This is a genomic window from Nocardia neocaledoniensis (assembly GCF_003182135.1).
GTDB lineage: Bacteria > Actinomycetota > Actinomycetes > Mycobacteriales > Mycobacteriaceae > Nocardia > Nocardia neocaledoniensis.
This window is the reverse complement of record NZ_QGTL01000002.1, coordinates 539,090-562,017: the sequence shown is the minus strand read 5'-3', so window position 1 is coordinate 562,017 and position 22,928 is coordinate 539,090. Positions and strand designations below refer to the sequence as shown.

Below are 22,928 nucleotides of genomic sequence, written 5' to 3'. Positions count from 1 at the left end.
TACGTCGCCGTGACCGACGCCGATTCGTGACAACCGAACGCCTGCGGGAACGGGCGGCTGAAAACTACACTGCGTAGTAGAACTGATCCCACTCGGCTGGAGAAACCGATGACCGAGACAGCAACCGATTCCACCCTGCGGGTCGCGACCGGCGTGTTCGCCGTCGCCCTGCTCGTCCACGGCGCCGATCATCTACGACGGGGCATGGGCGTCAGCTCCGCCCTGGTGAACACCCTCGGCACCCTGCAACTGCTCTTCGCCCTGCTCACGGTGTTCCTGGTGTTCCGCCGCAGGCCGGAGGCCCCACTCGCGGCGACGATCGTCGGCTTCGCCAGCGCGGTCGGCTTCACCCTCGTGCACGTGCTCCCCGACTGGTTCGGCCCGCTCAGCGACAGCTTCGTCGCCGCCCCGCCCGAAGCCCGCGTCACCGGATTCTCCTGGTTCGCCGCCCTGTTCGAGATCGCCGCCGACCTCGCCATCGGCATCGCCGGACTCCGCGCCCTGCGCGCGGCCAGGCAGCGCCGGGCTTTCGAGCTGAGCGCCGGAGCCGCTCCCCGCTGACCGGGCGTGGATCACCGCCGCCAACCTCCCCGCAGCGCTCGCGGCTGGTGCGCTCGACGCCCCCGGCGAAGGACGAGGTCGCCCTCGCCTCGTTCAGCGACCCCGTCTCCCTGGGGCCGACCGCCGAGCGCGCACCGTCCACGGGCAACGGCGGAACCGCTGAGACGCCCGTCCTCTGATCAGCAGGCCGCGCCGCCGTCGGTCAGATCGAGTCATCGTCCGAAAAATGCTGCCGGAGAGCGTGTTTCGATGCTCAGGAGGCTCCCGCATGGTCGGCGCGCCGAGCCATGGTGTCGATCCTGGTCTGCAGGCGGCGGGTGATCTCGGCGGGCGGGCCGGGGATGACGGTGAAGCTGTCGGCGTCGTGGTACTGCATCAGGTAGCGGCCGTCGTCCGGGTAGTCCAGCCAGAGGAAGGCCGAGCCGTCGTCGGTCGGGCGGGCGTCGAGCGCGAAGCCCGGGTAGACCGTGATCTCGCCCGTGCCGCTGCGGGGACGGCGGAAGAACTTCTGCAGTTGTTCGATCGGTGACAGCCGGGTGGGGTTCCTGGCGTAGACGGGCGCGTCGAGATCGGCGCGACGCCCTTCGAAACGCGGCAGGCTCCCGCCGACGACCTGGGGCAGCGTGGCGACGATCTGCGCCGCGACGGCACTCGCGGGCAGGCGCGTGAGCGTGATGTCGCCGCCGTCCTCTCGCGTGGCCCCCGGCGCCTGGACGGCGAGAGTCGCCTCGGCGCCGCTGATTCCGGCGTAGATGCGGACAGCCTCGGTCTGGCCGGGCCCGGTGAAGCCCTCGATCTCGACGCGGACCCGCGGCTCGAGCAGGACCTCGAACACGCGGTGCAGGTCCTGGTCGTAGATCTCACGCATCCGCAGGGCAGTGGCTCGGCGCCGCTCACCGAGAACCTCGAGCGATTCGGCGAACTCGGGCCTGCGGCGCAGGGGATACGGGATGCGATCGCGACCGTTGCCCTCCAGCGTGAGGGCGAATTCGGCGGGGGACAGCCGCCAACCCGCCGTCGTCGGTGGTTGGTTCACGCGCCGATCACTCCGCCCGGCGGTAGCGTCGGCGGCAACGTGCCGATCAGCTCGCTCTCCCGATCCTGGATCAGGTAGTCGGGCGAGGTGTGCTCATCGTCGTCGTCTCCCTTGGCGCCACGACCGGCGCCGCCCATCATGCCGGGCATCCCCGACATGCCGCGCGCGCCCGCAGTGCCCGTGCCCGCGCGCACCCCGGCTGCCTGCGCCGCGCCACCGCCCGTGGTCCCCGGGCGCGAGGTGCCGGCTCCCGGCACCCCGGCCGCCCCACCACCGGGCGAACCGCCACCCGAGCCGCCGCCGGGTGAACCGCCGCCGGGCGAGCCGGTTCCCGGCGTGCCGTCGCCGAGCTTGGACCCGGTCGGATCCGCCGTCGACGCGGGCGCCGTGGACCCGTCGTCGGTGGTCGTCGGCGTGGTGTCGGTGTCGTCGTCGGTCGTGTCGTCGTCGGTGCTGTCGTCCTCGGTGGTGTCGTCGGTGTTGGTGGGTTGATCGGTGGTCGCCGGGTTCTGTTGCGTCGCAGCGGGATCAGTCGACGGATTGTTCGTGTTGGGGTTGCCGCCACCGTTGTTGGTGTTGTCGCCGTTGTTGGGGTTGCCGTCGCCCCCGGGATCGGTCATGCCGTTCTTCGGCGTTGGCAGCACCGGGGTCTGGCCGTCGACGGTCGTGGCGCCCGGCTGATAGGTGCCGATCATGAACAGCTGCGCGGAGGCCTCGGCTTCGTTGGCGCGGTGACTCGCCATCTTGAGTACACCGTTGCCGGGCATGTGGGAGAGCCAATCGTCGGCGAGGGACAGGTCTTCCGGCTCCGGGATGGTGATCTTCGCCTGCCCCAACAGACCCTGCATCCAGTCGATCCCGTTGGCGACCATCTGGAAACTGGTCGACAACTGCGTCGCCTCGGTCGTGTACGTGCGGATCGCCTCGATGGCCGCGTTCCCGGACTGGCCGGACCACTTCTCCGCCACCACCGCGTCGAACTTGCTGCGGTACGTCGTCACGGCGGTTTCCAGACCGGTGGTGAGCCTGCGCCAGCCGTCGGCTCCGGCATTGACCTGATCGGCGTCAACGGCGCCGTCGGCACCCGCGTTGAGCGCGTCCCAGATCTGCTGGTGCGTCCACGAACTGAACGCTTCCGGTTTCTCGATGGCGGTCTTGGCCCTGGTCAAGGCCGCGCCGTTGGAGAGCCGTGCCCACTCGTCGCTGATGATGCCGCGGTCGCCCTCCCACTGCTGCTTGCCCTGATCGACGAGCTTGCCGCGCTCGGTGGCGGCATCGTGGGATTCGATCTGGTTGAAGATGGTGGCGGTGCCGATGGTGGCGACGGTGGTGCTGACCGCCTCGAGGGGTGAGACGACCACCGCTCCAAGAAAGCTTCCGACGTCGTCCCAGCCCATCAGATCGCCGCCCCGGTCGTGCCGAGCGCACCCGCGGTCTGCTGGTCGACGGCCTGCAATTTGCCGATAGCGGCGAGGAAGGTGTCGCGCTGATCGCGGGCGATGGCGATGTGCTGGTCGATGCGGGCGACGGCGGAGTCGTCGGCGCCGTCGGGACCACCTGCCACGGCCTTCTTCTCGTACTTTGCTCGCAGGTCTTTGGCAGAGGGCAGTCCGCCCCAGCCGGACAGACGGTCGAGGAATCGCGCGTCGTCTCGGAGTATTTCTAGGTCAGTGATGTATTGGCTGGCGACGTCGGCGATGGACTTGCCGAGGTCCTCGTCGATCTTGAACTCGCCGTTGATCGCTTGCTGTTTCATCTGGCGCCAGTAGGCGGCCTGGTCCTGAGTCATCGTTGATCCCCCTTCGGTTACTTCGGCAGGTCCGGTTCGAGCGCCTCGGCATACTGCTGGGCCATGGTGCACAGGTCCCCTACCCGCGGTCCTTCGGTACTGAGCCAAGAGGAGCGGATCTCGAACATTCCTTGCTCGGCGGAGAAGGACACGTAGCACGAATCAACGTCTCTGTTCTGCTGCGACACCAGTCCAGGCCGTGAGTTGACGGTGGTGGCACGAAGTACCGTGGCGTCTTCCTTCTTGCGAAGATCATCGAGCGTGAACCTGGTCGAAGCAATGCCGATGGTGCGCCGCCCCGACCCGTAGCGGTCATCAAGGGGTCGCCAAGTGCATACCCGCCAGGCAGACGCCCCTGTGGGGGGATCGGTCACGACGTGCAGCGTCGCCGGATCGAGGCCTGCCTCGCGCAGAGCGGCATCACTCATCGCCCCCCGGCACGGATTGAACAGATTGTCGCCGGCAGCATTCGCCGAAGTGGTCGCCCCCGACCCACCCCCCTCATTCCCCGAACACCCCGCGAGAACCGCCACCCCGACCATCCCGCCGACCACGACCCGCATCACCGCAACGTTGCGCACAGCTCTCCTACCTGACAACTCCGGCGGAAACCCCACCGCTATCTGTTTGGACGCGCCACCGGCCCGATCGGTTCCCTCGAGTCCCGCCCCGCGCGTAACACCCTATAAGCCCCGCTGCCTGGCTCACGTAAGCGACCGTCGACCCCGAAGCCGATAGCGGCTGGTCACCGTCGTCCTCGGTGAACATCCGCAGATGTCGGAGGTCGGACTGTGCTCCGGCAGGGCGCCGATGGCTCCGATCGGGTTGGGGCGAGGAACGTCAGCTGATCAGTTCGACGCGGCACGGAAGCCCGTGGGACTTGGCGAGTTTCGCGTCGGCGGTCAGCAGTGGGATGTCGAGGCGGGCGGCCAGCGCGGCATAGAGGCCGTCATAGAAGGAGATGCTGTGGCGCAGTTCCCACGCGTGTTCGGCCAGCCAGCCGTGCTGCGCATAGCGGTTGTCGACGACGGTGGTGACCATCCGTAGGCCCAACGCTGCCTCGCCCGCGGTGATCAGTCCTCCGCGTTCGTGGCGGCGCAGCACGTTTCCCACCTCGGCATCGATGAGATGGGGCGCGTGGCAGACGGTGGCCTCGAGCAGTCGGCCGACTGCTGTGCCGACGGCGTCCTTGCGAATGAGTGCCGTCAGTGCGGCGGAGGCGTCGACAACGAACTCCTCACTCGCCACGGGCGTCCGCCAGCGCGTCGAGGATGGATTCGTTCGTGGCTCCTGGACTTTCGGAGTTCGCCAGCGATTCCCTGATCGCCGCCATCGCTTCGGCCTTGGTGCGACGGCGTGCGGCGGCGATCAACTCGCGGCGCATGTACGCCTGCAGTGACATCCCGGCCTCCTCGGCGCGCCGGCGGAAGACTTCGGCGGCTTCCTCGGGGATGTCCCGGATCTGGATGGTGGCCATAGCGCCATAATAGCGCTGAATTGGCGTGTGTGTAGCGTTCAATCCTGAACGGGCTCCGAACGGCCGGAAGGCCGGTCGCGTTCGCACGCGACCGGCCTTCCGGAAGTTCAGCAGACGATCAGCTGTAGATCTTGTCGACCTCGGACGCGTACTGCTTCATGACGACGGCGCGCTTGAGCGACATCTTCGGGGTGAGCTCGCCGCCCTCCTGGGTCCAGTCGACCGGGAGGATGCGGATCTTCTTGATGGCCTCGGCCTTGGAGACCTTCTTGTTGGTCTCGTCGACCGCGGCCTGCACCTCGGCGACCAGCGCCGGGTTCTCGATCAGGTTCTCGATCGCGGTGTCGGCGGGGACGCCGTTGCGCTCCTTCCAACCCGGCAGCGCCTCCGGGTCGAGGGTGATGAGCGCGCCGATGAACGGCTGGCCGTCACCGACCACCATGACCTGGCTGATCAGCGGGTGCGCGCGCAGGGAGTCCTCGAGCACGGCGGGGGAGACGTTCTTGCCGCCCGCGGTGACCAGGATTTCCTTCTTGCGGCCGGTGATGGTGATGAAGCCGTCGGCGTCGATGGCACCGAGGTCGCCGGTCTTGAACCACCCGTCCTCGAACGCCTCGCTGGTGGCCTCGTCGTTGCCCCAGTAGCCGCCGAACACGACCGAGCCCTTGAGCAGCAGCTCGCCGTCGTCGGCGATCTTGGCGGCGTGGCCCTGGATCGGGCGACCCACCGAACCCACCCGGATGTGCTGGGGGGTGTTCACGCTGAACGCGGCGGTGGTCTCGGTCAGGCCGTAGCCCTCGTAGATGGTGACGCCGACGCCACGGAAGAAGTGGCCAAGGCGCGCGCCCAGGGGGCCGCCACCGGACACGGCGGCCAGGCACTGCCCACCGAGGGCGGCGCGCAGCTTGCTGTAGACCAGCTTGTCGAACACGAAGTGCTTGAGCTTCAGGATCAGATCCGGTCCGCCCTTTTCGAGCGCCTCGCTGTAGGCGATGGCGGTCTCGGCCGCGGCGTCGAAGATCTTGCCCTTGCCGCCGTCGTGCGCCTTCTGCTTGGCGGAGTTGAACACCTTCTCGAACACGCGGGGCACCGAGAGGATGAAGTCCGGCTTGAACTCACCGAACTGCTCGACCAGGGTCGTCCAGTCCGAGGAGTGGCGGATGGTCACCTTGGAATCGAAGGCGATCAGCGCCACCGCGCGGGCGAACACGTGCGCCAGCGGCAGGAACAGCAGGGTCTTCTGGCCCTCGGTGACGAACGCCGACAGCTCGATGCCGCCCGAGCGCGACTCGGCCCACAGGTTGGCGTGGGTGAGCTGCACGCCCTTGGGCTTGCCGGTGGTGCCCGAGGTGTAGATCAGGGTGGCCGGGGAGGCCGCGCCGACCTGCTTGCGGCGATCGTGCACGACCGAGTCGTCCAGCTCGGCGCCGCGCTTGGTGATCTCCTCGATCGCGCCCTTGTCGATCTGCAGGGTCTCGGTGAGCGCGGGCAGCGAACCGGCCTCGATCTCCTCGATCGTGGCGCGGTGCTTGTCGTTCTCGACGACCAGGATCTTGGTCTCGGAATCCTGCAGGATCCACTTGGCCTGCTCGGCGGCCGAGCTGTCGTAGATCGCGACGGTGACGCCACCGGCGGCCCAGATCGCGAAGTCGAGCAGCGTCCACTCGTACCGCGTCGCCGCCATGATCGCGACCCGGTCGCCCAGCTCGACGCCGCTGGCGATGAGGCCCTTGGCGACGCCGGTGACGGCCTTCGCGAACTCCTTCGCCGTGACGTCGTTCCAGCCGCCGCTGCCGTTCGGGACGTTGAACAAGACCGTGTTCGGTGACTCCTCGCCGAAGCGGAAGACGTTGTCGGAATTGTTCGCGTTGTCCGGGATGGTGTAGGAAGCCGGAACTTCGAACTCTCGCATCAGTGCCCTTCCAGTGGGTTCTACTCGCCAGTAATCTACGACACGTTCGCGCGGGTCGCGATATCGCCGCCCGAAATGACCTTCACCAGGCCTTATCGTAAATCGTCGATCGATACCGGCTGAATTGCTTCTCGCAGGAATTCCGCGAGTTCGCTGAGTGCCAGCGCGGCCTCGGTGACCAGCGCGGCTTGCAGTTGCGCGACATGCCACAGGCCGCGGGTCTCGGTGAAGCGCACGTGCACCCCGGCGCCGCGCAGCGCCGCGACGAGCCGTCGGCACTGATCGTGTAACAGTTCGCTCACATCGACCTGCACGTAGGTGGGAGGCAGCCCGATCAGGTTTCCCGTGAGCGGAGCGTAGCCCGCCTCGGTCGCGGCGGCGTCGCCGAGGTAGTGCGCGGCACACGCCTGCGACCAGGCCCGGTTGATCACCAGATCGCGCGACTTCGCGGGCACCTGCGTCGGGTCGACCCAGGGCGCGATGAGGCCCAGCGCGGCCGGGGTCATGGCGTGCCGTTCGATCAGGCGCTGGGCCAGCGCGAGCGCGAGCCCACCGCCGGCCGAGTCACCGGCCAGGCTGATCTGCTCGGGCCGGTAGCCGACATTGCGCACCAGATCCAGGAACGCGGCCTCGGCGTCGTCGAGACCGGCCGGGAACGGATGCTCCGGCGCCAGCCGGTAGTCCAGCGAGTACACCGCGCAGGCGGTCTCCCTGGCCAGCCGGGCCACCAGCGACCGGTGCGTGGTCAGCGAGCCGACCACGTAGCCGCCGCCGTGCAGGTACAGCACCGCGCCCGCGGCGCGCTCCGGCGGCACGGCCCCGGTACGCGAACCGGGGATGGCCGTCTCGGCGATGACGCGCTCGGCCGGGCGGCCGCCCAGCTGCAGGTGTTGCACGACGGAACCGTCGGGCACCAGCTGCATCAGGGAGGCCGCGTCGAGCAGGGCGCGCTGCACCGCCACCGGCAGCCGCGCGTTCAGCGTGACCCGGAAGATCGGGTCGAGCAGCACACGGGCGATCGGCAGCGGAATCTTGAACTCGCGCATGGCGTTCCGATTCTCAGTGCGGCATGAAGCGGCCGTTGACCACGGCCGAGATCCGGTTGTAGCCCGAGGCGAGGAAGCGCACGCTCACGTCGAGCACCTTGGCCTCCCAGCCGATCAGCACGCGCGCGTGGCCCTTGCTCACACCCTCGGTGATGGTCTGCGCGGCCATCTCCGGGCTGTGGATCGCCAGGTACTTGTCGAACAGCGAGGCGGTGTTGGCGCCGTCGATGCCCTCGGCATAGGTGGCGTTGCGGGCCACCGCGGTCTTGATGCCGCCGGGGTGCACGCAGGTCACCTTGACTGGCGCCTTGGAGATCTTCATCTCCTGGTACAGCGCCTCGGTGAAGCCGCGCACGGCGAACTTGGCCGAGTTGTAGGCCGCCTGGCCGGGCACGGTGACCAGGCCGAACAGGCTCGACACGTTGACGACGTGGCCGTCACCGGACTCGATCAGCATCGGCAGGAACGCCTTGGTGCCGTTGACGACGCCCCAGAAGTCGACATCCATGATGCGTTCGATGTCTTTGAAATCGGTCTTGACGACGTCACCGTGGTACGCGATACCAGCGTTGTTGTAGATCTGGTGCACGACACCGAAATGCGCCTTCACCGAGTCGGCGTAGAGCAGGAACGCCTCGCGCTCGGCGACGTTGAGCCGATCCGCCTTCACCTGCGCGCCGAGCCCCTCGACGATGCGCACGGTCTCGGCCAGGCCCTCGGCGTCGATGTCGGACAGCGCCAGCTTGGCGCCACGACGAGCCAGGTTCTCGGCCAGCGCGCGGCCGATGCCGGACCCGGCGCCCGTGATCACACAGACCTTGTTCGTGAAGTAAGCATCTTTGCTCACTGTGCTGCCACCACTTTCAGTTCGGTGTCGGAGTCGGTCGAGGAAGTCGTGTTGTAGGCCGCGACGTCGAAATTCTTGGTCAGCCTACGGAACTGGAAGGTGAAGTCCGGCCACAGCGTGGTGTTGTTGCCGTGCTTGTCCAGGTACCAGCTGGCGCAGCCGCCGTTCATCCAGACGCTGCTCGCCATCTTCTCCTGCAGCTCGCGGTTGTACACGCGCACCGCTTCGGGGCTGACCTCGACGGTCTTCAGGTTCTTCTCGTCGATGGTGGCCAGCGCGTCGGCGATGTAGTTGATCTGCGATTCGATCATGAACACCATCGAGGTGTGGCCGAGGCCGACATTGGGGCCGAGCAGGAAGAACATGTTCGGGAAGTTCTCGATGGCCGAGCCCTTGTAGCCGCGCTGGCCGACCTCGTCGAACTGCTCGGACAGCGTCTGGCCGGTGCGGCCGACGATCGTCTCGAACGCGGGGGAGTCGGTGACGTGGAAGCCGGTGGCCACGATCAGCGCGTCGATCTCGCGCTCGGTGCCGTCCTTGGTCACGATCGAGCCGGACTTGACCTCGGCGATCCCGTCGGTGATCACGTCGACGTTGTCGCGGTCGATCGCCGGGTAGTACTCGTTCGAGATCAGCATGCGCTTGCAGCCGATGCGGTAGTTCGGGGTCACCTTGGCGCGCTTGACCGGGTCGCGGACCTCGGCCAGCAGCTTGCCGCGGGAGATGGTCTCGAAGATCTTCATCAGCGCGGGGTACTTGGCCAGGCCGACGACCTGGGTCTCGCGCGCGGCGTAGATGGCCGCGCGGGACAGGCGCTGCACGCCGGGCAGGTACTTGAACGCCAGGCGCTCTGGCAGCAGGTACGGGCGGTCCATGCGGGGCAGCAGCCAGGGCGCGGTGCGCTGGTACAGGTCGAGGTGGGCGACCTTGCTCGCGATGGCGGGCACGATCTGGATCGCCGAGGCGCCGGTGCCGATCACCGCGACGCGCTTGCCGGCGAGCTCGACATCGTGGTCCCAACGGGCCGAGTGGAAGATGTCACCTTCGAAGTCGTTGATGCCCTTGATGTCGGGCAGCGAGGGCTCACACAGCGCGCCGACGGCGGAGACGACGGTGTGGGCGGTGAAGTCGCCCTTGCTGGTGGTGATGTCCCAGCGGTTGGTCTCGGCGTTCCAGCGCATGCCGAGCACGTCGCAGTCGAACAGGTGCTTGTCGAGCACGTCGTTCTGCTCGGCGACCTTGCGGATGTAGGCCTGGATCTCGCCCTGCTTGGAGAACGAGCGCGACCAGTCCGGGTTCAGTGCGAAGGAGTACGAGTACAGGTGCGAGGGCACGTCGCAGGCGGCGCCGGGGTAGGTGTTGTCCCGCCAGGTGCCGCCGACATCGCTGCCGCGTTCGAGGACGAGGAAATCATCGCGACCCTGCTGATGCAGGCGGATCGCCATACCTAGGCCCGCGAAACCGCTGCCGACGATGATCGTCTCGAAGTGGCGCGCGGCGCGGTTGTCGACAGCTTTGTCTGTAACCTTGCGACTCATGTAATCCAGCCTACGTCCCTATTGAGCCCGAGTCAACAGCTATTGAGCACAGTTCAGTAGTGGCTAGGATGGTGGATGTGAGTATCAGGAGTTCGGGAGCGACCAAGCGGGTCCGGCTCAGCCCCGAGGAGCGGCGGCTGCAGCTGATCACCCTCGGTGCCGCGATGCTGGCCGAGCGATCGCTCGAGGACATCGCGGTCGACGACATCGCCAAGCAGGCAGGCATCTCGCGGGGATTGCTGTTCCACTACTTCGCCTCCAAGCAGGAGTTCCACGAGGCGATCGCCCGGCACGTGAGCGCGGAGTTCTTCGCCGCCGTCACACCCAACCGCGAACTCTCGCTGTTCGACATGCTGCGCGACTCGATCGAGCGCTTCGTCGACTACGCGACCGAACACTCGGCCTCCTACCGCGCGGTGCTGCGCGGCCCGGCCAGCGTGGCGCCCGCCGTGGTCGGCTACGTCGACGAAACCCGCGGCGCCATCGCCGATCTCATCGTCAGCGAACTCCCCCTGCCCCCCGACGACCCCGATCTGGCCCGCCTGACCCTGACGGTCCGCGGCTGGATCGCCTTCGTCGAGGAGACCATCCTCACCTGGATGATCGAAAAGCCCATCACCCGTGAACAATTGGTGGACCTGCTGGTGGAGTCGCTACCAGCCCTGGCCCTGAGCCCGGCCCTGATCGCCGCCCTGCAGGGCTGAGACCGTCCGGTGGTCCGAGGTCTCGCATGAATGACCCGGGGACTCCCCACGGGCGACAGCTCGATCGCCCCGATGGTGCGACGCTGCGGGGGCAGGTGCGCGGCGCGGGGCCGAACGTCCTGCTGCTACACGCCGGTGGCGAGCGACGGCAGGTATGGGAGCCGGTGGTCGATCGTCTGGCCGCGGAGGGCTTTCGATGTATCGCCTTCGATCTGCGCGGGCACGGACAGAGTGGTGGTTCCGCGCGGTCGGTGACGACCTGCGCGGCCGACATCGCTGCGATGATTCGCGACGAACCGCCCGGCTGTGTCGTCGTCGGCGCCTCGCTGGGCGGGCTGGCCGCGCTCGCCGCCCTTGCCGATGCCGAGGTGCGCGCGCGGGTCGCCGGTCTGGTGCTGGTGGACGTCGTGCCGACCATGGATCCCGTTCGCGTCCGCGAGTTTCTTTCCGGTGCACCGGATTTCGGTTCGTATGTCGAGATCGTCGAGGACGTTCTCGATCGGATTCCTCAGCTCGAACAGGCTGCCGTGGCGCTGGAAGTGCCCGTACTGCTCGTGCGAGCCGGTGAGCGGACGCCGGTCACCGAGGACTACGTCGACGAGTTCGTGCGCCTGGTGCCGCATGCCGACGTCCACCGGATCGCCGGCGCCGGTCATCTCGTGGCCAGGGAGCGCCCCGGCGAACTCGCCGAGGTCATCGTCGGGTGGCTGCCGCGGGGCTGATCAGTCGGAGCCTTTGGGTCGGGCGCGGAGGTGGGCTCGTTCGCCCTGTTTGCCGAAGAGGCTGAGGAATTCGACGGGGTTGTCGTCGGCGGTGCCGAACCAGTGCGGGACGTGGGTGTCGAATTCGGCGGCTTCGCCCGGGGTGAGGACGATGTCGTTGTCGCCGAGGACCAGGCGCAGGCGGCCGTTGAGGACGTAGAGCCATTCGTAGCCCTCGTGCACCTTCGGTTCCGGGGTGGTGCGGGTGTTGGGGGCGATGATCATCTTGAAGGCCTGGATGCCGCCCGCGCGCTTGGTGAGCGGGAGCATGGTCATGCCGAAGCGGGTGACCGGGCGCAGGTGGATGCGGGGGTCGCCGGTCTGCGGGGCGTCGACGAGTTCGTCGAGGGTCACGCCGTGCGCCTTGGCCAGCGGGAGCAGCAGCTCCAGGGTGGGTTTGCGGTCGCCGGACTCCAGGCGCGAGAGGGTGCTCACCGAGATGCCGGTCTCGGCAGCCAGGTCGGCCAGGGTGGTCTGCCGCTGTTTGCGCAGCGTGCGCAGCCGGGGGCCGACCGCGTCGAGGGCTTGATCGAGGTCGTCCATGCGGATTAGTTTGCCATAACGGCAACAATTGTTGCCAGTGTCGGCGGTGTGGGCGCAAGGTGGAGCGCGAAGGAGGTCGAGATGACTGAGTTGAACGAAACCTATGACGTGGTGGTGCTCGGCGGCGGGGCGGCCGGACTGAACGGGGCGCTCATGCTCGCCCGCTCGCGGCGCTCGGTCGCCGTGATCGATGCCGGGGCGCCGCGCAACGCGCCTGCCGACGGTGTGCACGGATTGCTGGCCCGCGAGGGGATGCCGCCGCTGGAACTGCTCGAGCGGGGGCGCGCCGAGGTGCGCGGGTACGGCGGGCATGTGGTCGAAGGCCGGGTCGTCGGTGTCGAACGTCTGCCTGATGGTTTCACCGAATCGGAATCCGTTGGTGTGGGGCAAGATTCGACGGCCGACGGCCGCCCCGTCGCCGTCGCGCCGGTTTCCGCCGGGTCGGCGCCCGAGTTCCGGGTGACGCTGGAGGACGGGCGAGCCGTGAACGCGCGCCGCATCCTCGTCACCACCGGTCTCGCCGACGAACTCCCCGAGGTCACCGGCCTGCGCGAGCAGTGGGGTCACGGCGTTCTGCACTGCCCGTACTGTCACGGCTGGGAGGTGCGCGACCAGCGCATCGCCATCCTGGCCGCCGGCCCGATGTCGGTGCATCAGGCGCTGCTGTTCAGCCAGCTCAGCGACGACATCGTGTTCCTCACCCACACCGCTCCCGCCCTGTCCGCCGAGGACGCGGAAAAGCTGGTGGCCCGCGGTATCTCGATCGTCGACGGTGAGGTCACCGAGGTGCTGTCCACCGACGGCGCGCTGTCCGGCGTCCGCCTCGCCGACGGCACCGTCATCGCCCGCGACGCCCTCGTGGTGGCTCCGCGCATGAACACCCGCGCCACCTTCCTCACCGACCTCGGCCTCACCCCCGAGCCGCACCCCTCCGGCATGGGCGACCACATCCCCGCCGATCCGGCCGGCCGCACGGCCGTCCCGGGCGTCTGGATCGCGGGCAACGCCACCGATCCCTCCGCCCAGGTCGGCGCGGCAGCCGCGGCCGGCGCCATGGCGGGCGCCCAGATCAATGCCGAACTGGTGATGGCCGAGACGGCAGACGCGGTCGCGGCCCTCCGTGCGGCCGCGACAGTGGGCGTCGAGGCCTGAACCTGTTCACCGCGTTCGGGTGAGGGCCTCGTCGATCGCCCTCGCCAGCGCGGCGCGGGCGGCGTCGGCAGTGAGCTGGCCTACGCTGACGTGCAGAGCCAGCCCGTCGAGGAGGGCGAGAAGGGTCTCGGCCGCCGCGGTCGGGTCGGGGTGGTGGGGGAGCAGGCTCGCGACGTGGTCGCGGAAGGCCATGCCGTTGGCAGCCAATTTCTCGGCGACCTGCGGGCGGACCGAGGCGAAGGCGAGATAGCCGATCATCGTGCGGGTGTCGGCGGCGGACTCGGCGTCGGTGGGCAGGAGTGCGGTGAGCAGGTCGTGCAGGTCCGGGTCGGGGCTCGCAGCCGTCACCCGGGCTTCGATGCGGGCCGCGATGGTGCCTGCCGCGAACTCCATCATCGCGTCCTTGCTGGGGAAATAGTGCTGCACCTGGCCAGCGGAGACGCCCGCCTCGGCGGCGACGTGGCGCAGGCTGATGGATTCGAGGCCGTCGCGGGCGAGCAGGCGCATCACGGCGTCGCTGATCGCGGCCCGGCGAGAACTGTGGTCCACCCTCTTCGGCATCGCGACATTCTTTCACGATGCAGTCGTATTGCTATACCGGCCTCCGGCTCTTTACAATGCAATTGTATTGAATAGGAGGCCGAGATGCGCCAGATCCTGCTGCTCACCCGCCGTTTCGTCCGGTGGGAGATCGATGTGTGGGTGAGCCTCGCGCGGGCGATCGCCCGCAGGGCCGATACCGCCGACGGCGCGCCGATTCGCTACGCGGGCGCGATGTCGGCGGTGCTCTGGGCCTTTGTCATCGTCAGTGCGGTGGAGATCCCCGCGGTGCACCTGCTCATTCCGTGGGCGCCGGTCCGCCTCGCCGCGCTGGCGCTGGGCGCATGGGGGCTGCTGTGGATGCTCGGCCTGCTCGCCGCCCACCACATGTACCCGCACCTGCTCGCCGCCGAACATCTCCGCCTGCGCTACCTGCGCCGCACCGAACTCGCCGTCCCGCTCGCCGCCGTGCGTGCGGTGCGCGGCGACCTGCGTGCCTACGACGATTCGAAGTCGTTGCACCGCACCGAAAACGGCATCATCGCGCTCCCGGTCGGCAGCTCCACGAACGTTCGCGTCGACCTCACCGCGCCCCATACCTTCACCACCGGCCACGGCGAACTCACGTCGGAAACCATCGCCTTTTGGGTCGACGACCCACGCGCAGCCATCGCCGAGATCAGAGCGGCGCTCCCGAAGCAACGCTCCGAAGCCTGATCAGTCGGGCACCGGTGCATCCTCCGGGAACCGCCGGACCACCTCGATCACACCGACGATATTCCGGTTGAACTCCGCGAGATCCTCGGCGGGAATCCAGTATTCGAGGATCTCGCGCCCACCGGCCTGCTGGACTTCGTAGTTGTCCAGAAAGTCCGTGCGCACCTCGAATCGCGTCACGTACCCCGCCCCGGAGGCCGGGACATTCCAGTCCCGCGCGATCAAGACCGCGTAGGCCTCGTTGAGCACCGGATAGAAGATCGGCTGATCCGGCAACCGCGCAGGCCAAGCCCGCCAGCCGGATTCGGCGACCAACCCCAGTTCCGCAGGCCCCGTCGGCCGCCACAGCGTCGTCGTCCGCAGTGCGCTCATCGCCCCTCCCTCGTCGAAGCACGCACCTTATCCCGCGCCCCGCCGCGAAATCACCCGATATTCAGGCGGGGGTGATCCGTTGCCGGCGGGCAGCCAGTGAAAGACCGAGCCGTAGAGCTCGGTGAGATAGCCGAGGTCGGCGGCGTTGCGTGCGCTGAACCGCGCCTCGTCCCTCGTGACTGTCGACGCGCACAGCGCTCCGGTGATCGCGAGTTCGTCGATGGCGCGTTCGACGGCGGCGTTCGTCCGGTAGTGCGACATCACCGAGTGGTCGAGGAGATACCTCGGCCGGACGGTGGCCGCGCTCACCGGCGCTCGGGGCGATCGGCCGCGAGCTCCTCGGCGGTCAGCAACGGGTTGTGGTCCATCCGCTCGAGCCGTGCGAGCGCTTCCCGCTGGCGGTAACCCTGGACGAGCTCGGACATCGCGAGATTGATGACCGCCCTCTTGGTCGGCAGTCCGGTCAGCCGCAGGGCCTCCGCGAGTAACTCGTCCGGGATCTCCACCGTTGTCGCCATCACGCCTCCATATTTGATTCGGAGTTTGAGCCCGGACGGAACGGCGGGGTTATCCCGCGTCGAAGGCTTCGAGGCCGGTGACGCGGAGGAGGTCGAGGGCTGTCGCGGTGGGGGTGTTCGGGGGTGCGGAGTAGATGATGATGGTTTGGTCGGTGTCGGGGACGTGCATGGCGTCGCAGTCGAGGGTGAGAGTGCCCAGGTCGGGGTGGGCGATGGTTTTGGTGAGGCTGTGCATGGTGCTGGAGCGGCCCGCGAGCCAGTGGGACTCGAATTCCGTGCTGCCGGTGCGTAGTTCGGTGATCAAGCGGGTCAGGCCGGGGTCGTCCGGGTAGGTGGCCTTGACCGCGCGCAGGCAGCCGACGCAGGCGGCGGCATTGCTGTCGGCCTCCTCGGGCGTCATGACCACTCGGCCCATGCCCGTGCCGAGGAAGCGCTGCCACATGATGTTGCGCCGCGCCGGCGGAATGGCCGAGAAATCGCCGAGCAGCGCCGCCGACAACGGGTTCCAGGCGAGGATGTCGGATTTCGCCGAGAGGACGAGGACCGGCAGATCCGCCAGCCGGTCCAACAGCCGCTGCACGCTCGGGCGGATCACCAGCGGAATCCGCCCGGCCTGCGGTGGTTCGGCCCCCGCGAGCCGATAGACCAGATCCCGATCGACATCGGTGAGCCGCAGGGCTCTGGTGAGCGCGCCGAGCACCTGATCGGACGGCTTCGGTCCGCGCCCCTGTTCCAAGCGCACGATGTAGTCGACGCTCACGCCGGCCAGGCTCGCGACCTCCTCGCGCCGCAGTCCGGGTACCTGTCTGCGCGCTCCGGCGGGCAGACCCGCGTCGGCGGGGCTGAGCCGGGACCGCGCGCTGCGCAGCACCGTCGCCAATTCCGCTCTGTCCACGTCCTCCATGGTGCCGCAGGTCGGCCTGCCCGGGGTGGTACCGCCCGTCCTAGGCGGAACCGGCACTGGAGCGCGGCCCGGCGCGGCGCGAATCTGGGGGCATGACACAGACGATCGCCCTGGTCACCGGGGCAAACAAAGGGCTGGGCCGGGAAACCGTGCGTCGGCTTGCGGGCTCGGGCTGGCGGGTCTTTCTCGCCGCCCGAGACAAGAGCCGCGGCGAGGTGGCGGCCGCCGAACTCGCCGCGACCGGGCTCGACGTGCGGTTCGTCGCACTGGACGTGACCTCCGACGAATCCGTGGCCGCCGCCGCGGACTTCGTGCGCACCGAGGCGGGCCACCTCGACGTCCTGATCAACAACGCGGGCATCGGCGGTCCACGGGCCGCGCCGAGTGAGACCGGGCCTGATGACCTGCGAGAAGTGTTCGAGACCAATGTCTTCGGCCCGATCCGGGTGACCAACGCGTTCCTGCCGCTGCTGCGCCGGTCCGGCCTGCCGCGGATCGTGATGGTCTCCAGCGGCGTCGGTTCGATCGCCACGATCACCGATCCGAAATGGGCGGGCCTGCTGCCGCCCGCGCTCGGCTATCCGAGCACCAAGGCGGCGCTCAACATGCTCACCGTCATGTACGCGAGCGAGCTCGGCACCATGAAGGTCAATGCCGTCGATCCCGGCTACACGGCCACCGACCTCAACGGGCACAGTGGATTCCAGACCGTCACCGAGGGCACGGATGCGATCGTGGCCATGGCGATGGTCGGCCATGACGGCCCGAGCGGCGGTTTCTTCGACCGTGCCGGGGCCGCACCGTGGTGAGAGCCGGCGCCCTGCTCGCGGCGGTGCTCACGAGTGTCGGTGCCGTCGTGTATCTGATGGGAATGGAGAACGCAGTGGCAGAACAGGATCCGAATTCGGTGCTCTCGATCGGCCTGCACCCGAGCGCCGTCGACTATTCCCGTTATCCGGGACTGGACGAGGCGATCCTGACCGCACGCATCACCGCGGGAGAAACAGCGTTGCGGGAGGCCGGTTTCGACCTCGTCAGCTGCCAGTTGCCCGCAGAACCCGACGCGGCCGAGGCACAGCTGCGCGAGTGCGTGGCCGGCGGGGAGTTCCGCGTCGCGATGATCGGCGCTGGTGTGCGGATGGCCCCCGAACACACGCTGCTGTTCGAGCGCCTGATCAATGTCACGTCCGAGCTGGTGCCGGGAATCCGGTTCTGCTTCAACACCTCTCCGGAGACCACCATCGACGCGCTGCGCCGGTGGGTCCAGCCGGGCTGAACCCGCTCGGCTACTTGTGCCCGCCGCCGTGGCTGTGGCCGTCGCCGCAGGTGTCGGTGCGCCTGCCGTCGGTGGCCGCCTGCCCCGCGCCGTGGCCTTCCAGCGCCGCGAAAGGCCCGCACTCGTGCGGGGCGATCCACACATGCACCATCGGATTCCCCGCCCCGGGATTGATCGAGTTCGGCGGGCAGTTGCCCTGCGCGTCGGTGACACCCGCGACCTGGGGGCCGTTGTCGCCCGCCTTCCAGCACAGATTGTCGTGCACGTGCCACTGCATCAGGCTGCCCGCGTAGTCGGTGAGGGCGGGGTCGTCGATCTTCTTGCCCTTGGCCATGTACATGGCCGAGACGAGGGTGCGATTCTGCCCGTCGACCCGGTAGACCAGCGATTCCGGCCGGGTCGGGTCGAGGAATGCGTCGTCGCGGATGTAGCCGGTGTTGATCCAGTGCTCGTAGCCCGTGGCGGAATCGCCGATCGAGCGGAAGCCGAGCGCGCCGATGGTGGTGACGTCGGCGAAGGCGGGCAGCTTCTCCTGGGTGCGCTGGATCAGCGCGGTCGCGCGCTGCTCCTGCTCGGCCGTGACGCCGGGGACGCCGGAGACGTCGATCGGCTTGGTCGGGTCGAAGGGGCGCGGCCACGCGTCGCCGGTGTCGGCATGGTCGTCGCCCGCGGCGTGCGAATGACCACCTGCCGCGTGTTCGTCGCCGCCGTGGCTGTGCACGTGCCCGACGCCGTTGAGCATGGCCGCCAGCGCGAGGACGCCGACCGCGCTCGCCGCGATCCCGGACCGCAGGGGTGGCAGCGTGGCATCGGGCCGCAGCAGGGCGATACCCGCGGCGATCACGGCCAGCGCGCCCAGGGCGGCGCACGCGGTGTCGGCAACGCCCGGCGCCTCCGCGGTCAGGCCGGTGACCAGCGAGATGTCGGCGAAACGGGTGAACCCCCACACTGCCACCGCGAACGCGTTCACCGCGGCCAGCGCCGACACGATGATCTTGCGTTCGCTCAACAGCACCGCCAGACCGGTGGCGCACTGGATCGCGGCGAGCACGACCATCAGCCTGGCCAGCGTGGCGTGGTCGGTGTGCATGCCGGCGGCCAGGAAGTGCACCGCCCCCGCGCCCACCGACGCGATCCCGCCGAGCAGCAGGAATCCATTACGTCCGCTCACTATGTGCCTCCAGATCCGAGAGTTCGCGGCGGAGGTTACTCGCCGACCGTGTGAGAAGTGTGCCGCGTGGTTGAGAGAACTCTGTGACCCGCGTCTCCGCGACCCGTTGCCACATCGAGACCGTTACGGTGGTTAACGAACGCCGGGCGGGTCGCGAAATCCAGGGCATGAGTCTGAAAAGCACACAAGGACAACGGGTTTCGGTTCAGGTCGGGGTGGCCGCCGCAGCGGCCGTTGCCGCGCTCGTCGGGTTCAGCAGTCCAGCGGCGGCCTTGCCGTCCGACCAAGTCGTCCAGTTCAACCCGACCCTCGCGAGGACACCGGGCATCGGCTGCGCGGCCATCATCAACGCGGAGACGGTGCCCCAGCCCCAGGCGGGGCAGCTCGGGGTCCGGGTGAAGATCGTCCAGACCGGCCAGAGTTGTGAGGGCTATCGTGTCTCGGTCCGGTGGAAGAACCTCGACACCGGCGTCGCCAACGGCCAGTCCCACAAGGTCGACGGCAACGGCGTCGTCGAACACGCCCCCGACGGCGTGATCACCGGCATGGGGATGGCTCCCGGCCCCGGCCGCGTCGAAGCGACGATCGTCGCCACCTCCGACACCTACCCCAACCACCATGACCTGGAACAACTCTCGGGCATGGCCTGGATCACCCTCAACGCCTAGGAAGGCTCGCGGGGGCGGATCCTGAAACGGATCGCCCCCGCCGGTCCACCCGGCTCGTGGCCACCCACCACGGGGAGCGAGTTGCTCCCGGCAGTCGCGTGCACCTAGATTCGACCCGACCCAGGTGCGCCGAGCCTCGTCGCTCTGGACTGCGGCGGTAGAAGGTGGGCAGGGGTGGAACGCGGGACACTGTTCGCCGGGTACACGATCGAACGACTCCTCGGTACCGGCGGAATGGGCGCGGTGTACCTCGCCGAGCACCCGCGGCTGCACCGCCGCGTCGCGATCAAGGTGCTTGGCCACGGACTGTCGCTGGACAGCAAGGCGCGCAACGCCTTCGAACGCGAAGCGACGGTCGCCGCACGGCTCGAACATCCCAATATCGTCTCTGTCTACGACCGAAGCGGTCCGCACGATCAGGTGCTGTGGCTGTCGATGAAATACGTCGCGGGTGGGGACGCCATCGGTCTGCTCGGGGCCGAGCCCACCGGGCTGACCCCGGCCCGGGCTCTGCGCCTGATCCAGGGCGCCGCCGCGGCGCTGGACTTCGCGCATGAGCAGGGTGTACTGCATCGCGACGTCAAACCCGCGAACCTGCTCGTCGAACGTGATGCGGCGGGCGGGGAAACCGCGCTGCTCACCGACTTCGGGATCGCCCGCACGCTCGACGACACCGTCACCCTGTCCGGGATGGCGGCGACCTTCGCCTATGCCGCGCCCGAACGGTTCCACGGGCACACGGTGGACCATCGCGCCGACATCTACTCCCTCGGCTGCACGCTGTTCCAATTGCTCACCGGGCAGCCGCCGTTCCCGCGCGGCGATCAGGCCGCCGTGATCGCCGCGCACCTCGGCGCGCCACCACCGCGCCCCACCGAGCTCCGGCCGGAGCTACCGCGCGCCATCGACGCGGTCATCGCGACGGCGATGGCGAAACGGCCGGAGGATCGATTCGCCCGCTGTGCCGATCTCGCCGCCGCGGCGACCAGAGCGTTCGACACCGTTGCCCCGCCGACATCACCGGCCGATCCGGTCGTGGTCGATGTTCGGGCCGCATCGCCCGGTCGGCGGTGGGCTCGGGGCCGGGCGCTGCTGCCCGCGGCACTCACCGCCGTCCTGACAGCGGCGACGGTCGCGTTGCTCGTCGTCATGACGACCACCGACCTGATCCGTGGCGAACCCACCCGGGTCTACACCACGCAGAGTGTCGGCAACGCCTGTGAGCTGCTCGATCTCACCTCTCTCGAACAGCTCGGCGGGGCACCCGAATCGCCCCTGCACTCCGAATCCGTGGACTCCGAACCGTATTCGAGTCACCACTGCTCGGTCTCCTTTCGCGGTCTGGCGGTCACCGTGCTCGCCAAGGTCGTGAACGACGGGCACGGTGCCGAGGAGTTCTTCCGCGGCGACCGGGAGTTGGCGCGCGCGTCGGGGACCAATTCGGTGGATCGCACGCTCGGCGTCGGTGACGATTCCTATCTCTACCTGCGCCGGCTGGCGTACATGTACGGCCCGACCTGCGAGCTCGGCCTCTTCGACGACAACGTGGTCGTCGCCGTCACGCTGCACACACCGGCGCAGACGACCGTGGACGAATCGGAGATGACGACGGCCTGCGAACATCAGGGACGAATGCTCTGGGAGCGCCTCGCATGACGCCACGACGACGGTTCTCGTTGCCCTGGTCGGCCGCGGCGGTGTCGGCGTGTGTGCTGGCGGTGGTCATCGTGGTCGCCACCGTGATGTGGCTGGGGCGCGAGAACGGAGCGTCGGCGATCTCGCAATGGACGCCGGGCACACCGATCGACATCCCGACCTCGCGCAAGTACCGCGAACTGGAACAGGACAGTCACTGCGAGCTGATGGATCTGGCGGAACTGGCGCGTCGCGGCAGTGCCGGGTGGCAGCAGAACCGCCAGGAGCCCATCGGTTCGACCGGCTACTGCTCCGGCACCTTCGGTGATCTCACCGTGTCGCTGAATCTGGATGTCACGCGGGCGGGCGCCGACCGGCGACGGCAATACGACAACTTCAAATATTTTGTCGGCGAGCGTGTCTCGGACCCGAATGCGAGTTTCGAATACCTGCCCGGGCTCGGCGAGGACGCGTTCGTCCGGGAAGGTGCCAACGAGGACAGGCGCGCGGTGACCGAAGTGCGGATCGGCGTGCTCGACGAAAATCTGTTCGTGGACACCACACTGACGATCCACGGCAGCCGGATCGGCCGCGTCGAACTGCGCAGGCTGACCGAACAGCATGTCCGCACGGTGATGCGGAACCTGCTGGCCTGACAACGGCCGGCATGGCGCGGCGGGAGATGTGGCGGAGCTTGCCGAGGCGGTCGCCCCCACACCGTGTTTCGAGATCTCCTCAGCATCCCGCCCGGAGGAAGAGCTGCCTCTTCTCGCCGGAATCGTGGATGACGACCCACCTGGTCGGGCTCTTGTTCAGCTCGACCAGGTGTTCGTTCCCGGCATCCTGCGCCAGCGACTGCGCCTCACCGATGGCACTCCACGTTTGACGCCAGTAGTTGGGCACCCCCGGTGCGAACTCGGTCAGCTGCGATCGCTGCTTGAATTCCGGGACCGCGGCCGCGGATATCTCGACAACCGCGTCCAGGAGAGTGTCGCCGAAGGTGTCGTTCTCCTGAAACCAGATCACCTTCGCGTCCGCCGGGAACACGAACTCCCCGCAGGTCGCCAGGTTCTGCAAGCTGTCGGAGTCGCCGGAACAGCCGACGACCAGCCCTGCCAGCAGGCACGCCAGAGCGCCCGAGAAGATGCGCTGACGCGCGACCCGGCTCACAGCGATCCGCTCCAGTGGAGCATGGCGGATTGACCCCTGGACTTGAACGCGCGCGCCCACCCCGCCTCCTCCAGTTGCCGCGCTTCGTTGTTGATGGTCTTCGCGGGATTGATGTTGATCAGGTGATCACCTTTGAGGTCGAAGTTGTAGTAGTCGTAGACGTATATCCGGTAGTCCATTTCCGCTCGGAGACCGCCGTCGTCGGCTTGATAGACCGTGGTGTCGGTTCCTACCGCGACGTCGAAGTGTCCGAGAGCATTGGACAGGTCGTCGTCATCGCTGATTTCGACATTGCCGATCCAGGCAGCGGGCGTGATTTCCCTCGTCACGCCGATGCGAGGATCCGCCCGCGCCAGATCTTTCACCTCGTCCAAGCTGGCGGCCGCCGCCCGCTGCACGGCGCTCGTTTTGACGATCTTGCGGATCTCGGCGCTGTCGAATCGGTAGTTGTGGTTGGGACCCTCGTCACGCATATAGATTCGCAGCAGCTTCGGCGCGAGGTCGTAGCCCATCGAATCCCAGGCCACCAGAACGGCCGTGAGGTCGGTTCGTGCCAATCCCGCTGCCACCTTGCTCATGACTCCGGTGTCG

General features: G+C 68.2%; 29 protein-coding genes. 10 read left to right on the top strand and 19 right to left on the bottom strand.

Features of this window, described 5'->3' with window-relative positions; translation table 11 throughout:
• Nucleotides 1–108 precede the first annotated feature (108 nt).
• Complete coding sequence (locus DFR69_RS06920) at nucleotides 109–561, top strand: hypothetical protein (RefSeq protein WP_110036576.1); 453 nt, start codon at nucleotides 109–111, stop codon at nucleotides 559–561.
• A gap of 253 nt (nucleotides 562–814) precedes the next feature.
• Here the strand turns inward: DFR69_RS06920 and DFR69_RS06915 are convergent, their stop codons facing one another.
• The 10 genes from DFR69_RS06915 to DFR69_RS06870 all read right to left on the bottom strand — a co-directional run bounded on the left by DFR69_RS06915 (nucleotide 815) and on the right by DFR69_RS06870 (nucleotide 10,206).
• Nucleotides 815–1,597, bottom strand: coding sequence for an ESX secretion-associated protein EspG (locus tag DFR69_RS06915; protein WP_244198123.1), 783 nt, complete (start codon nucleotides 1,595–1,597; stop codon nucleotides 815–817).
• Nucleotides 1,594–2,958, bottom strand: coding sequence for a PPE domain-containing protein (locus DFR69_RS06910; RefSeq protein WP_167456176.1), 1,365 nt, complete (start codon nucleotides 2,956–2,958; stop codon nucleotides 1,594–1,596). The genes DFR69_RS06915 and DFR69_RS06910 overlap by 4 nt, the downstream gene beginning before the upstream one ends.
• Before the next feature lie 35 nt (nucleotides 2,959–2,993).
• The gene (locus DFR69_RS06905; RefSeq protein WP_110036574.1) at nucleotides 2,994–3,386 is read right to left on the bottom strand and encodes a hypothetical protein; all 393 of its coding nucleotides are present in this window, start codon (nucleotides 3,384–3,386) and stop codon (nucleotides 2,994–2,996) included.
• A 17-nt stretch (nucleotides 3,387–3,403) separates the two neighbouring features.
• Nucleotides 3,404–3,967, bottom strand: coding sequence for a DUF3558 domain-containing protein (locus DFR69_RS06900; RefSeq protein ID WP_146229211.1), 564 nt, complete (start codon nucleotides 3,965–3,967; stop codon nucleotides 3,404–3,406).
• A 259-nt stretch (nucleotides 3,968–4,226) separates the two neighbouring features.
• Nucleotides 4,227–4,634 (bottom strand): type II toxin-antitoxin system VapC family toxin, encoded by a 408-nt coding sequence (locus DFR69_RS06895; RefSeq protein WP_110036572.1) that lies wholly within the window; start codon nucleotides 4,632–4,634, stop codon nucleotides 4,227–4,229.
• Nucleotides 4,624–4,863, bottom strand: a complete 240-nt coding sequence (locus DFR69_RS06890) for a FitA-like ribbon-helix-helix domain-containing protein (protein WP_110036571.1) — start codon at nucleotides 4,861–4,863, stop codon at nucleotides 4,624–4,626. The genes DFR69_RS06895 and DFR69_RS06890 overlap by 11 nt, the downstream gene beginning before the upstream one ends.
• A 118-nt stretch (nucleotides 4,864–4,981) precedes the next feature.
• Nucleotides 4,982–6,775: an AMP-dependent synthetase/ligase gene (locus DFR69_RS06885; RefSeq protein ID WP_110036570.1), complete on the bottom strand. Its 1,794-nt coding sequence runs from the start codon at nucleotides 6,773–6,775 to the stop codon at nucleotides 4,982–4,984.
• A gap of 92 nt (nucleotides 6,776–6,867) precedes the next feature.
• Nucleotides 6,868–7,821 (bottom strand): alpha/beta hydrolase, encoded by a 954-nt coding sequence (locus DFR69_RS06880; protein WP_110036569.1) that lies wholly within the window; start codon nucleotides 7,819–7,821, stop codon nucleotides 6,868–6,870.
• 13 nt (nucleotides 7,822–7,834) lie between these two features.
• Entirely contained in the window at nucleotides 7,835–8,668 is an 834-nt protein-coding gene (locus DFR69_RS06875) for an SDR family NAD(P)-dependent oxidoreductase (RefSeq protein ID WP_110036568.1), read from the bottom strand.
• Nucleotides 8,665–10,206, bottom strand: coding sequence for a flavin-containing monooxygenase (locus tag DFR69_RS06870; RefSeq protein ID WP_110036567.1), 1,542 nt, complete (start codon nucleotides 10,204–10,206; stop codon nucleotides 8,665–8,667). Before DFR69_RS06870 ends, DFR69_RS06875 begins: the two co-directional genes overlap by 4 nt.
• A gap of 68 nt (nucleotides 10,207–10,274) precedes the next feature.
• Here DFR69_RS06870 and DFR69_RS06865 point away from each other — a divergent pair, with 68 nt between their 5' ends.
• Together DFR69_RS06865 and DFR69_RS06860 are read left to right on the top strand one after the other, a co-directional pair.
• On the top strand, nucleotides 10,275–10,910 hold the full coding sequence (locus tag DFR69_RS06865; protein ID WP_110036566.1) for a TetR/AcrR family transcriptional regulator: 636 nt from the start codon (nucleotides 10,275–10,277) through the stop codon (nucleotides 10,908–10,910).
• A gap of 26 nt (nucleotides 10,911–10,936) precedes the next feature.
• On the top strand, nucleotides 10,937–11,632 hold the full coding sequence (locus DFR69_RS06860; protein WP_110036565.1) for an alpha/beta fold hydrolase: 696 nt from the start codon (nucleotides 10,937–10,939) through the stop codon (nucleotides 11,630–11,632).
• On the opposite strand, the gene DFR69_RS06855 is transcribed toward DFR69_RS06860, so the two are convergent.
• Entirely contained in the window at nucleotides 11,633–12,214 is a 582-nt protein-coding gene (locus DFR69_RS06855) for a helix-turn-helix domain-containing protein (protein WP_110036564.1), read from the bottom strand. It lies immediately after the preceding gene.
• An 81-nt stretch (nucleotides 12,215–12,295) separates the two neighbouring features.
• Between DFR69_RS06855 and DFR69_RS06850 the strand changes: the two genes are divergently transcribed.
• Entirely contained in the window at nucleotides 12,296–13,366 is a 1,071-nt protein-coding gene (locus DFR69_RS06850; RefSeq protein ID WP_110036563.1) for an NAD(P)/FAD-dependent oxidoreductase, read from the top strand.
• Nucleotides 13,367–13,372: 6 nt separating this feature from the next.
• Here the strand turns inward: DFR69_RS06850 and DFR69_RS06845 are convergent, their stop codons facing one another.
• Entirely contained in the window at nucleotides 13,373–13,927 is a 555-nt protein-coding gene (locus DFR69_RS06845; protein ID WP_110036562.1) for a TetR/AcrR family transcriptional regulator, read from the bottom strand.
• Between the two features lie 84 nt (nucleotides 13,928–14,011).
• Between DFR69_RS06845 and DFR69_RS06840 the strand changes: the two genes are divergently transcribed.
• A complete protein-coding gene (locus DFR69_RS06840) occupies nucleotides 14,012–14,623 on the top strand; it encodes a hypothetical protein (RefSeq protein ID WP_110036561.1) in 612 nt (203 codons plus the stop codon).
• Here DFR69_RS06840 and DFR69_RS06835 read toward each other — a convergent pair whose 3' ends face one another.
• The 4 genes from DFR69_RS06835 to DFR69_RS06820 are packed head-to-tail and all read right to left on the bottom strand — an operon-like array spanning nucleotide 14,624 to nucleotide 16,408.
• A complete protein-coding gene (locus DFR69_RS06835; RefSeq protein WP_110036560.1) occupies nucleotides 14,624–14,995 on the bottom strand; it encodes an ADP-ribosylation/crystallin J1 in 372 nt (123 codons plus the stop codon). It lies immediately after the preceding gene.
• Between the two features lie 27 nt (nucleotides 14,996–15,022).
• Entirely contained in the window at nucleotides 15,023–15,304 is a 282-nt protein-coding gene (locus DFR69_RS06830) for a PIN domain-containing protein (RefSeq protein WP_110036559.1), read from the bottom strand.
• On the bottom strand, nucleotides 15,301–15,513 hold the full coding sequence (locus DFR69_RS06825) for a type II toxin-antitoxin system VapB family antitoxin (RefSeq protein WP_110036558.1): 213 nt from the start codon (nucleotides 15,511–15,513) through the stop codon (nucleotides 15,301–15,303). Before DFR69_RS06825 ends, DFR69_RS06830 begins: the two co-directional genes overlap by 4 nt.
• Before the next feature lie 49 nt (nucleotides 15,514–15,562).
• Nucleotides 15,563–16,408, bottom strand: a complete 846-nt coding sequence (locus DFR69_RS06820; protein ID WP_110036874.1) for a helix-turn-helix transcriptional regulator — start codon at nucleotides 16,406–16,408, stop codon at nucleotides 15,563–15,565.
• A gap of 101 nt (nucleotides 16,409–16,509) precedes the next feature.
• On the opposite strand from DFR69_RS06820, the gene DFR69_RS06815 reads away from it, so the two are divergent.
• Both DFR69_RS06815 and DFR69_RS06810 read left to right on the top strand, forming a co-directional pair.
• The gene (locus DFR69_RS06815; protein ID WP_110036557.1) at nucleotides 16,510–17,226 is read left to right on the top strand and encodes an SDR family oxidoreductase; all 717 of its coding nucleotides are present in this window, start codon (nucleotides 16,510–16,512) and stop codon (nucleotides 17,224–17,226) included.
• Nucleotides 17,227–17,300: 74 nt separating this feature from the next.
• Entirely contained in the window at nucleotides 17,301–17,693 is a 393-nt protein-coding gene (locus DFR69_RS06810; RefSeq protein WP_208643918.1) for a hypothetical protein, read from the top strand.
• 10 nt (nucleotides 17,694–17,703) lie between these two features.
• Here DFR69_RS06810 and DFR69_RS06805 read toward each other — a convergent pair whose 3' ends face one another.
• On the bottom strand, nucleotides 17,704–18,864 hold the full coding sequence (locus DFR69_RS06805) for a hypothetical protein (RefSeq protein ID WP_110036556.1): 1,161 nt from the start codon (nucleotides 18,862–18,864) through the stop codon (nucleotides 17,704–17,706).
• 83 nt (nucleotides 18,865–18,947) lie between these two features.
• Between DFR69_RS06805 and DFR69_RS06800 the strand changes: the two genes are divergently transcribed.
• The 3 genes from DFR69_RS06800 to DFR69_RS06790 all read left to right on the top strand — a co-directional run bounded on the left by DFR69_RS06800 (nucleotide 18,948) and on the right by DFR69_RS06790 (nucleotide 21,823).
• Nucleotides 18,948–19,532 carry a hypothetical protein gene (locus tag DFR69_RS06800; protein ID WP_244198122.1) on the top strand — a complete coding sequence of 195 codons (585 nt, stop codon included), beginning with the start codon at nucleotides 18,948–18,950 and terminating at the stop codon, nucleotides 19,530–19,532.
• A gap of 174 nt (nucleotides 19,533–19,706) precedes the next feature.
• Nucleotides 19,707–21,188 carry a serine/threonine-protein kinase gene (locus DFR69_RS06795; RefSeq protein ID WP_110036554.1) on the top strand — a complete coding sequence of 494 codons (1,482 nt, stop codon included), beginning with the start codon at nucleotides 19,707–19,709 and terminating at the stop codon, nucleotides 21,186–21,188.
• 71 nt (nucleotides 21,189–21,259) lie between these two features.
• Complete coding sequence (locus DFR69_RS06790; RefSeq protein ID WP_208643917.1) at nucleotides 21,260–21,823, top strand: hypothetical protein; 564 nt, start codon at nucleotides 21,260–21,262, stop codon at nucleotides 21,821–21,823.
• A 79-nt stretch (nucleotides 21,824–21,902) separates the two neighbouring features.
• Here the strand turns inward: DFR69_RS06790 and DFR69_RS06785 are convergent, their stop codons facing one another.
• Together DFR69_RS06785 and DFR69_RS06780 are read right to left on the bottom strand one after the other, a co-directional pair.
• Nucleotides 21,903–22,397 (bottom strand): hypothetical protein, encoded by a 495-nt coding sequence (locus DFR69_RS06785; RefSeq protein ID WP_146229209.1) that lies wholly within the window; start codon nucleotides 22,395–22,397, stop codon nucleotides 21,903–21,905.
• Nucleotides 22,334–22,915: a hypothetical protein gene (locus DFR69_RS06780; protein WP_146229208.1), complete on the bottom strand. Its 582-nt coding sequence runs from the start codon at nucleotides 22,913–22,915 to the stop codon at nucleotides 22,334–22,336. The genes DFR69_RS06785 and DFR69_RS06780 overlap by 64 nt, the downstream gene beginning before the upstream one ends.
• Between the last annotated feature and the right edge of the window lie 13 nt (nucleotides 22,916–22,928).

Excerpts from the sequence above, each read along its gene's own strand:
- DFR69_RS06870 (WP_110036567.1), bottom strand. The coding sequence starts at position 10,206 with ATGAGTCGCAAGGTTACAGACAAAGCTGTCGACAACCGCGCCGCGCGC.
- DFR69_RS06865 (WP_110036566.1), top strand. The coding sequence starts at position 10,275 with ATGGTGGATGTGAGTATCAGGAGTTCGGGAGCGACCAAGCGGGTCCGG.
- DFR69_RS06815 (WP_110036557.1), top strand. The coding sequence starts at position 16,510 with ATGACACAGACGATCGCCCTGGTCACCGGGGCAAACAAAGGGCTGGGC.
- DFR69_RS06855 (WP_110036564.1), bottom strand. The coding sequence starts at position 12,214 with ATGGACGACCTCGATCAAGCCCTCGACGCGGTCGGCCCCCGGCTGCGC.
- DFR69_RS06860 (WP_110036565.1), top strand. The coding sequence starts at position 10,937 with ATGAATGACCCGGGGACTCCCCACGGGCGACAGCTCGATCGCCCCGAT.
- DFR69_RS06825 (WP_110036558.1), bottom strand. The coding sequence starts at position 15,513 with ATGGCGACAACGGTGGAGATCCCGGACGAGTTACTCGCGGAGGCCCTG.
- DFR69_RS06845 (WP_110036562.1), bottom strand. The coding sequence starts at position 13,927 with ATGCCGAAGAGGGTGGACCACAGTTCTCGCCGGGCCGCGATCAGCGAC.
- DFR69_RS06905 (WP_110036574.1), bottom strand. The coding sequence starts at position 3,386 with ATGACTCAGGACCAGGCCGCCTACTGGCGCCAGATGAAACAGCAAGCG.
- DFR69_RS06850 (WP_110036563.1), top strand. The coding sequence starts at position 12,296 with ATGACTGAGTTGAACGAAACCTATGACGTGGTGGTGCTCGGCGGCGGG.
- DFR69_RS06890 (WP_110036571.1), bottom strand. The coding sequence starts at position 4,863 with ATGGCCACCATCCAGATCCGGGACATCCCCGAGGAAGCCGCCGAAGTC.
- DFR69_RS06840 (WP_110036561.1), top strand. The coding sequence starts at position 14,012 with ATGCGCCAGATCCTGCTGCTCACCCGCCGTTTCGTCCGGTGGGAGATC.
- DFR69_RS06780 (WP_146229208.1), bottom strand. The coding sequence starts at position 22,915 with ATGAGCAAGGTGGCAGCGGGATTGGCACGAACCGACCTCACGGCCGTT.
- DFR69_RS06880 (WP_110036569.1), bottom strand. The coding sequence starts at position 7,821 with ATGCGCGAGTTCAAGATTCCGCTGCCGATCGCCCGTGTGCTGCTCGAC.
- DFR69_RS06885 (WP_110036570.1), bottom strand. The coding sequence starts at position 6,775 with ATGCGAGAGTTCGAAGTTCCGGCTTCCTACACCATCCCGGACAACGCG.
- DFR69_RS06835 (WP_110036560.1), bottom strand. The coding sequence starts at position 14,995 with ATGAGCGCACTGCGGACGACGACGCTGTGGCGGCCGACGGGGCCTGCG.
- DFR69_RS06920 (WP_110036576.1), top strand. The coding sequence starts at position 109 with ATGACCGAGACAGCAACCGATTCCACCCTGCGGGTCGCGACCGGCGTG.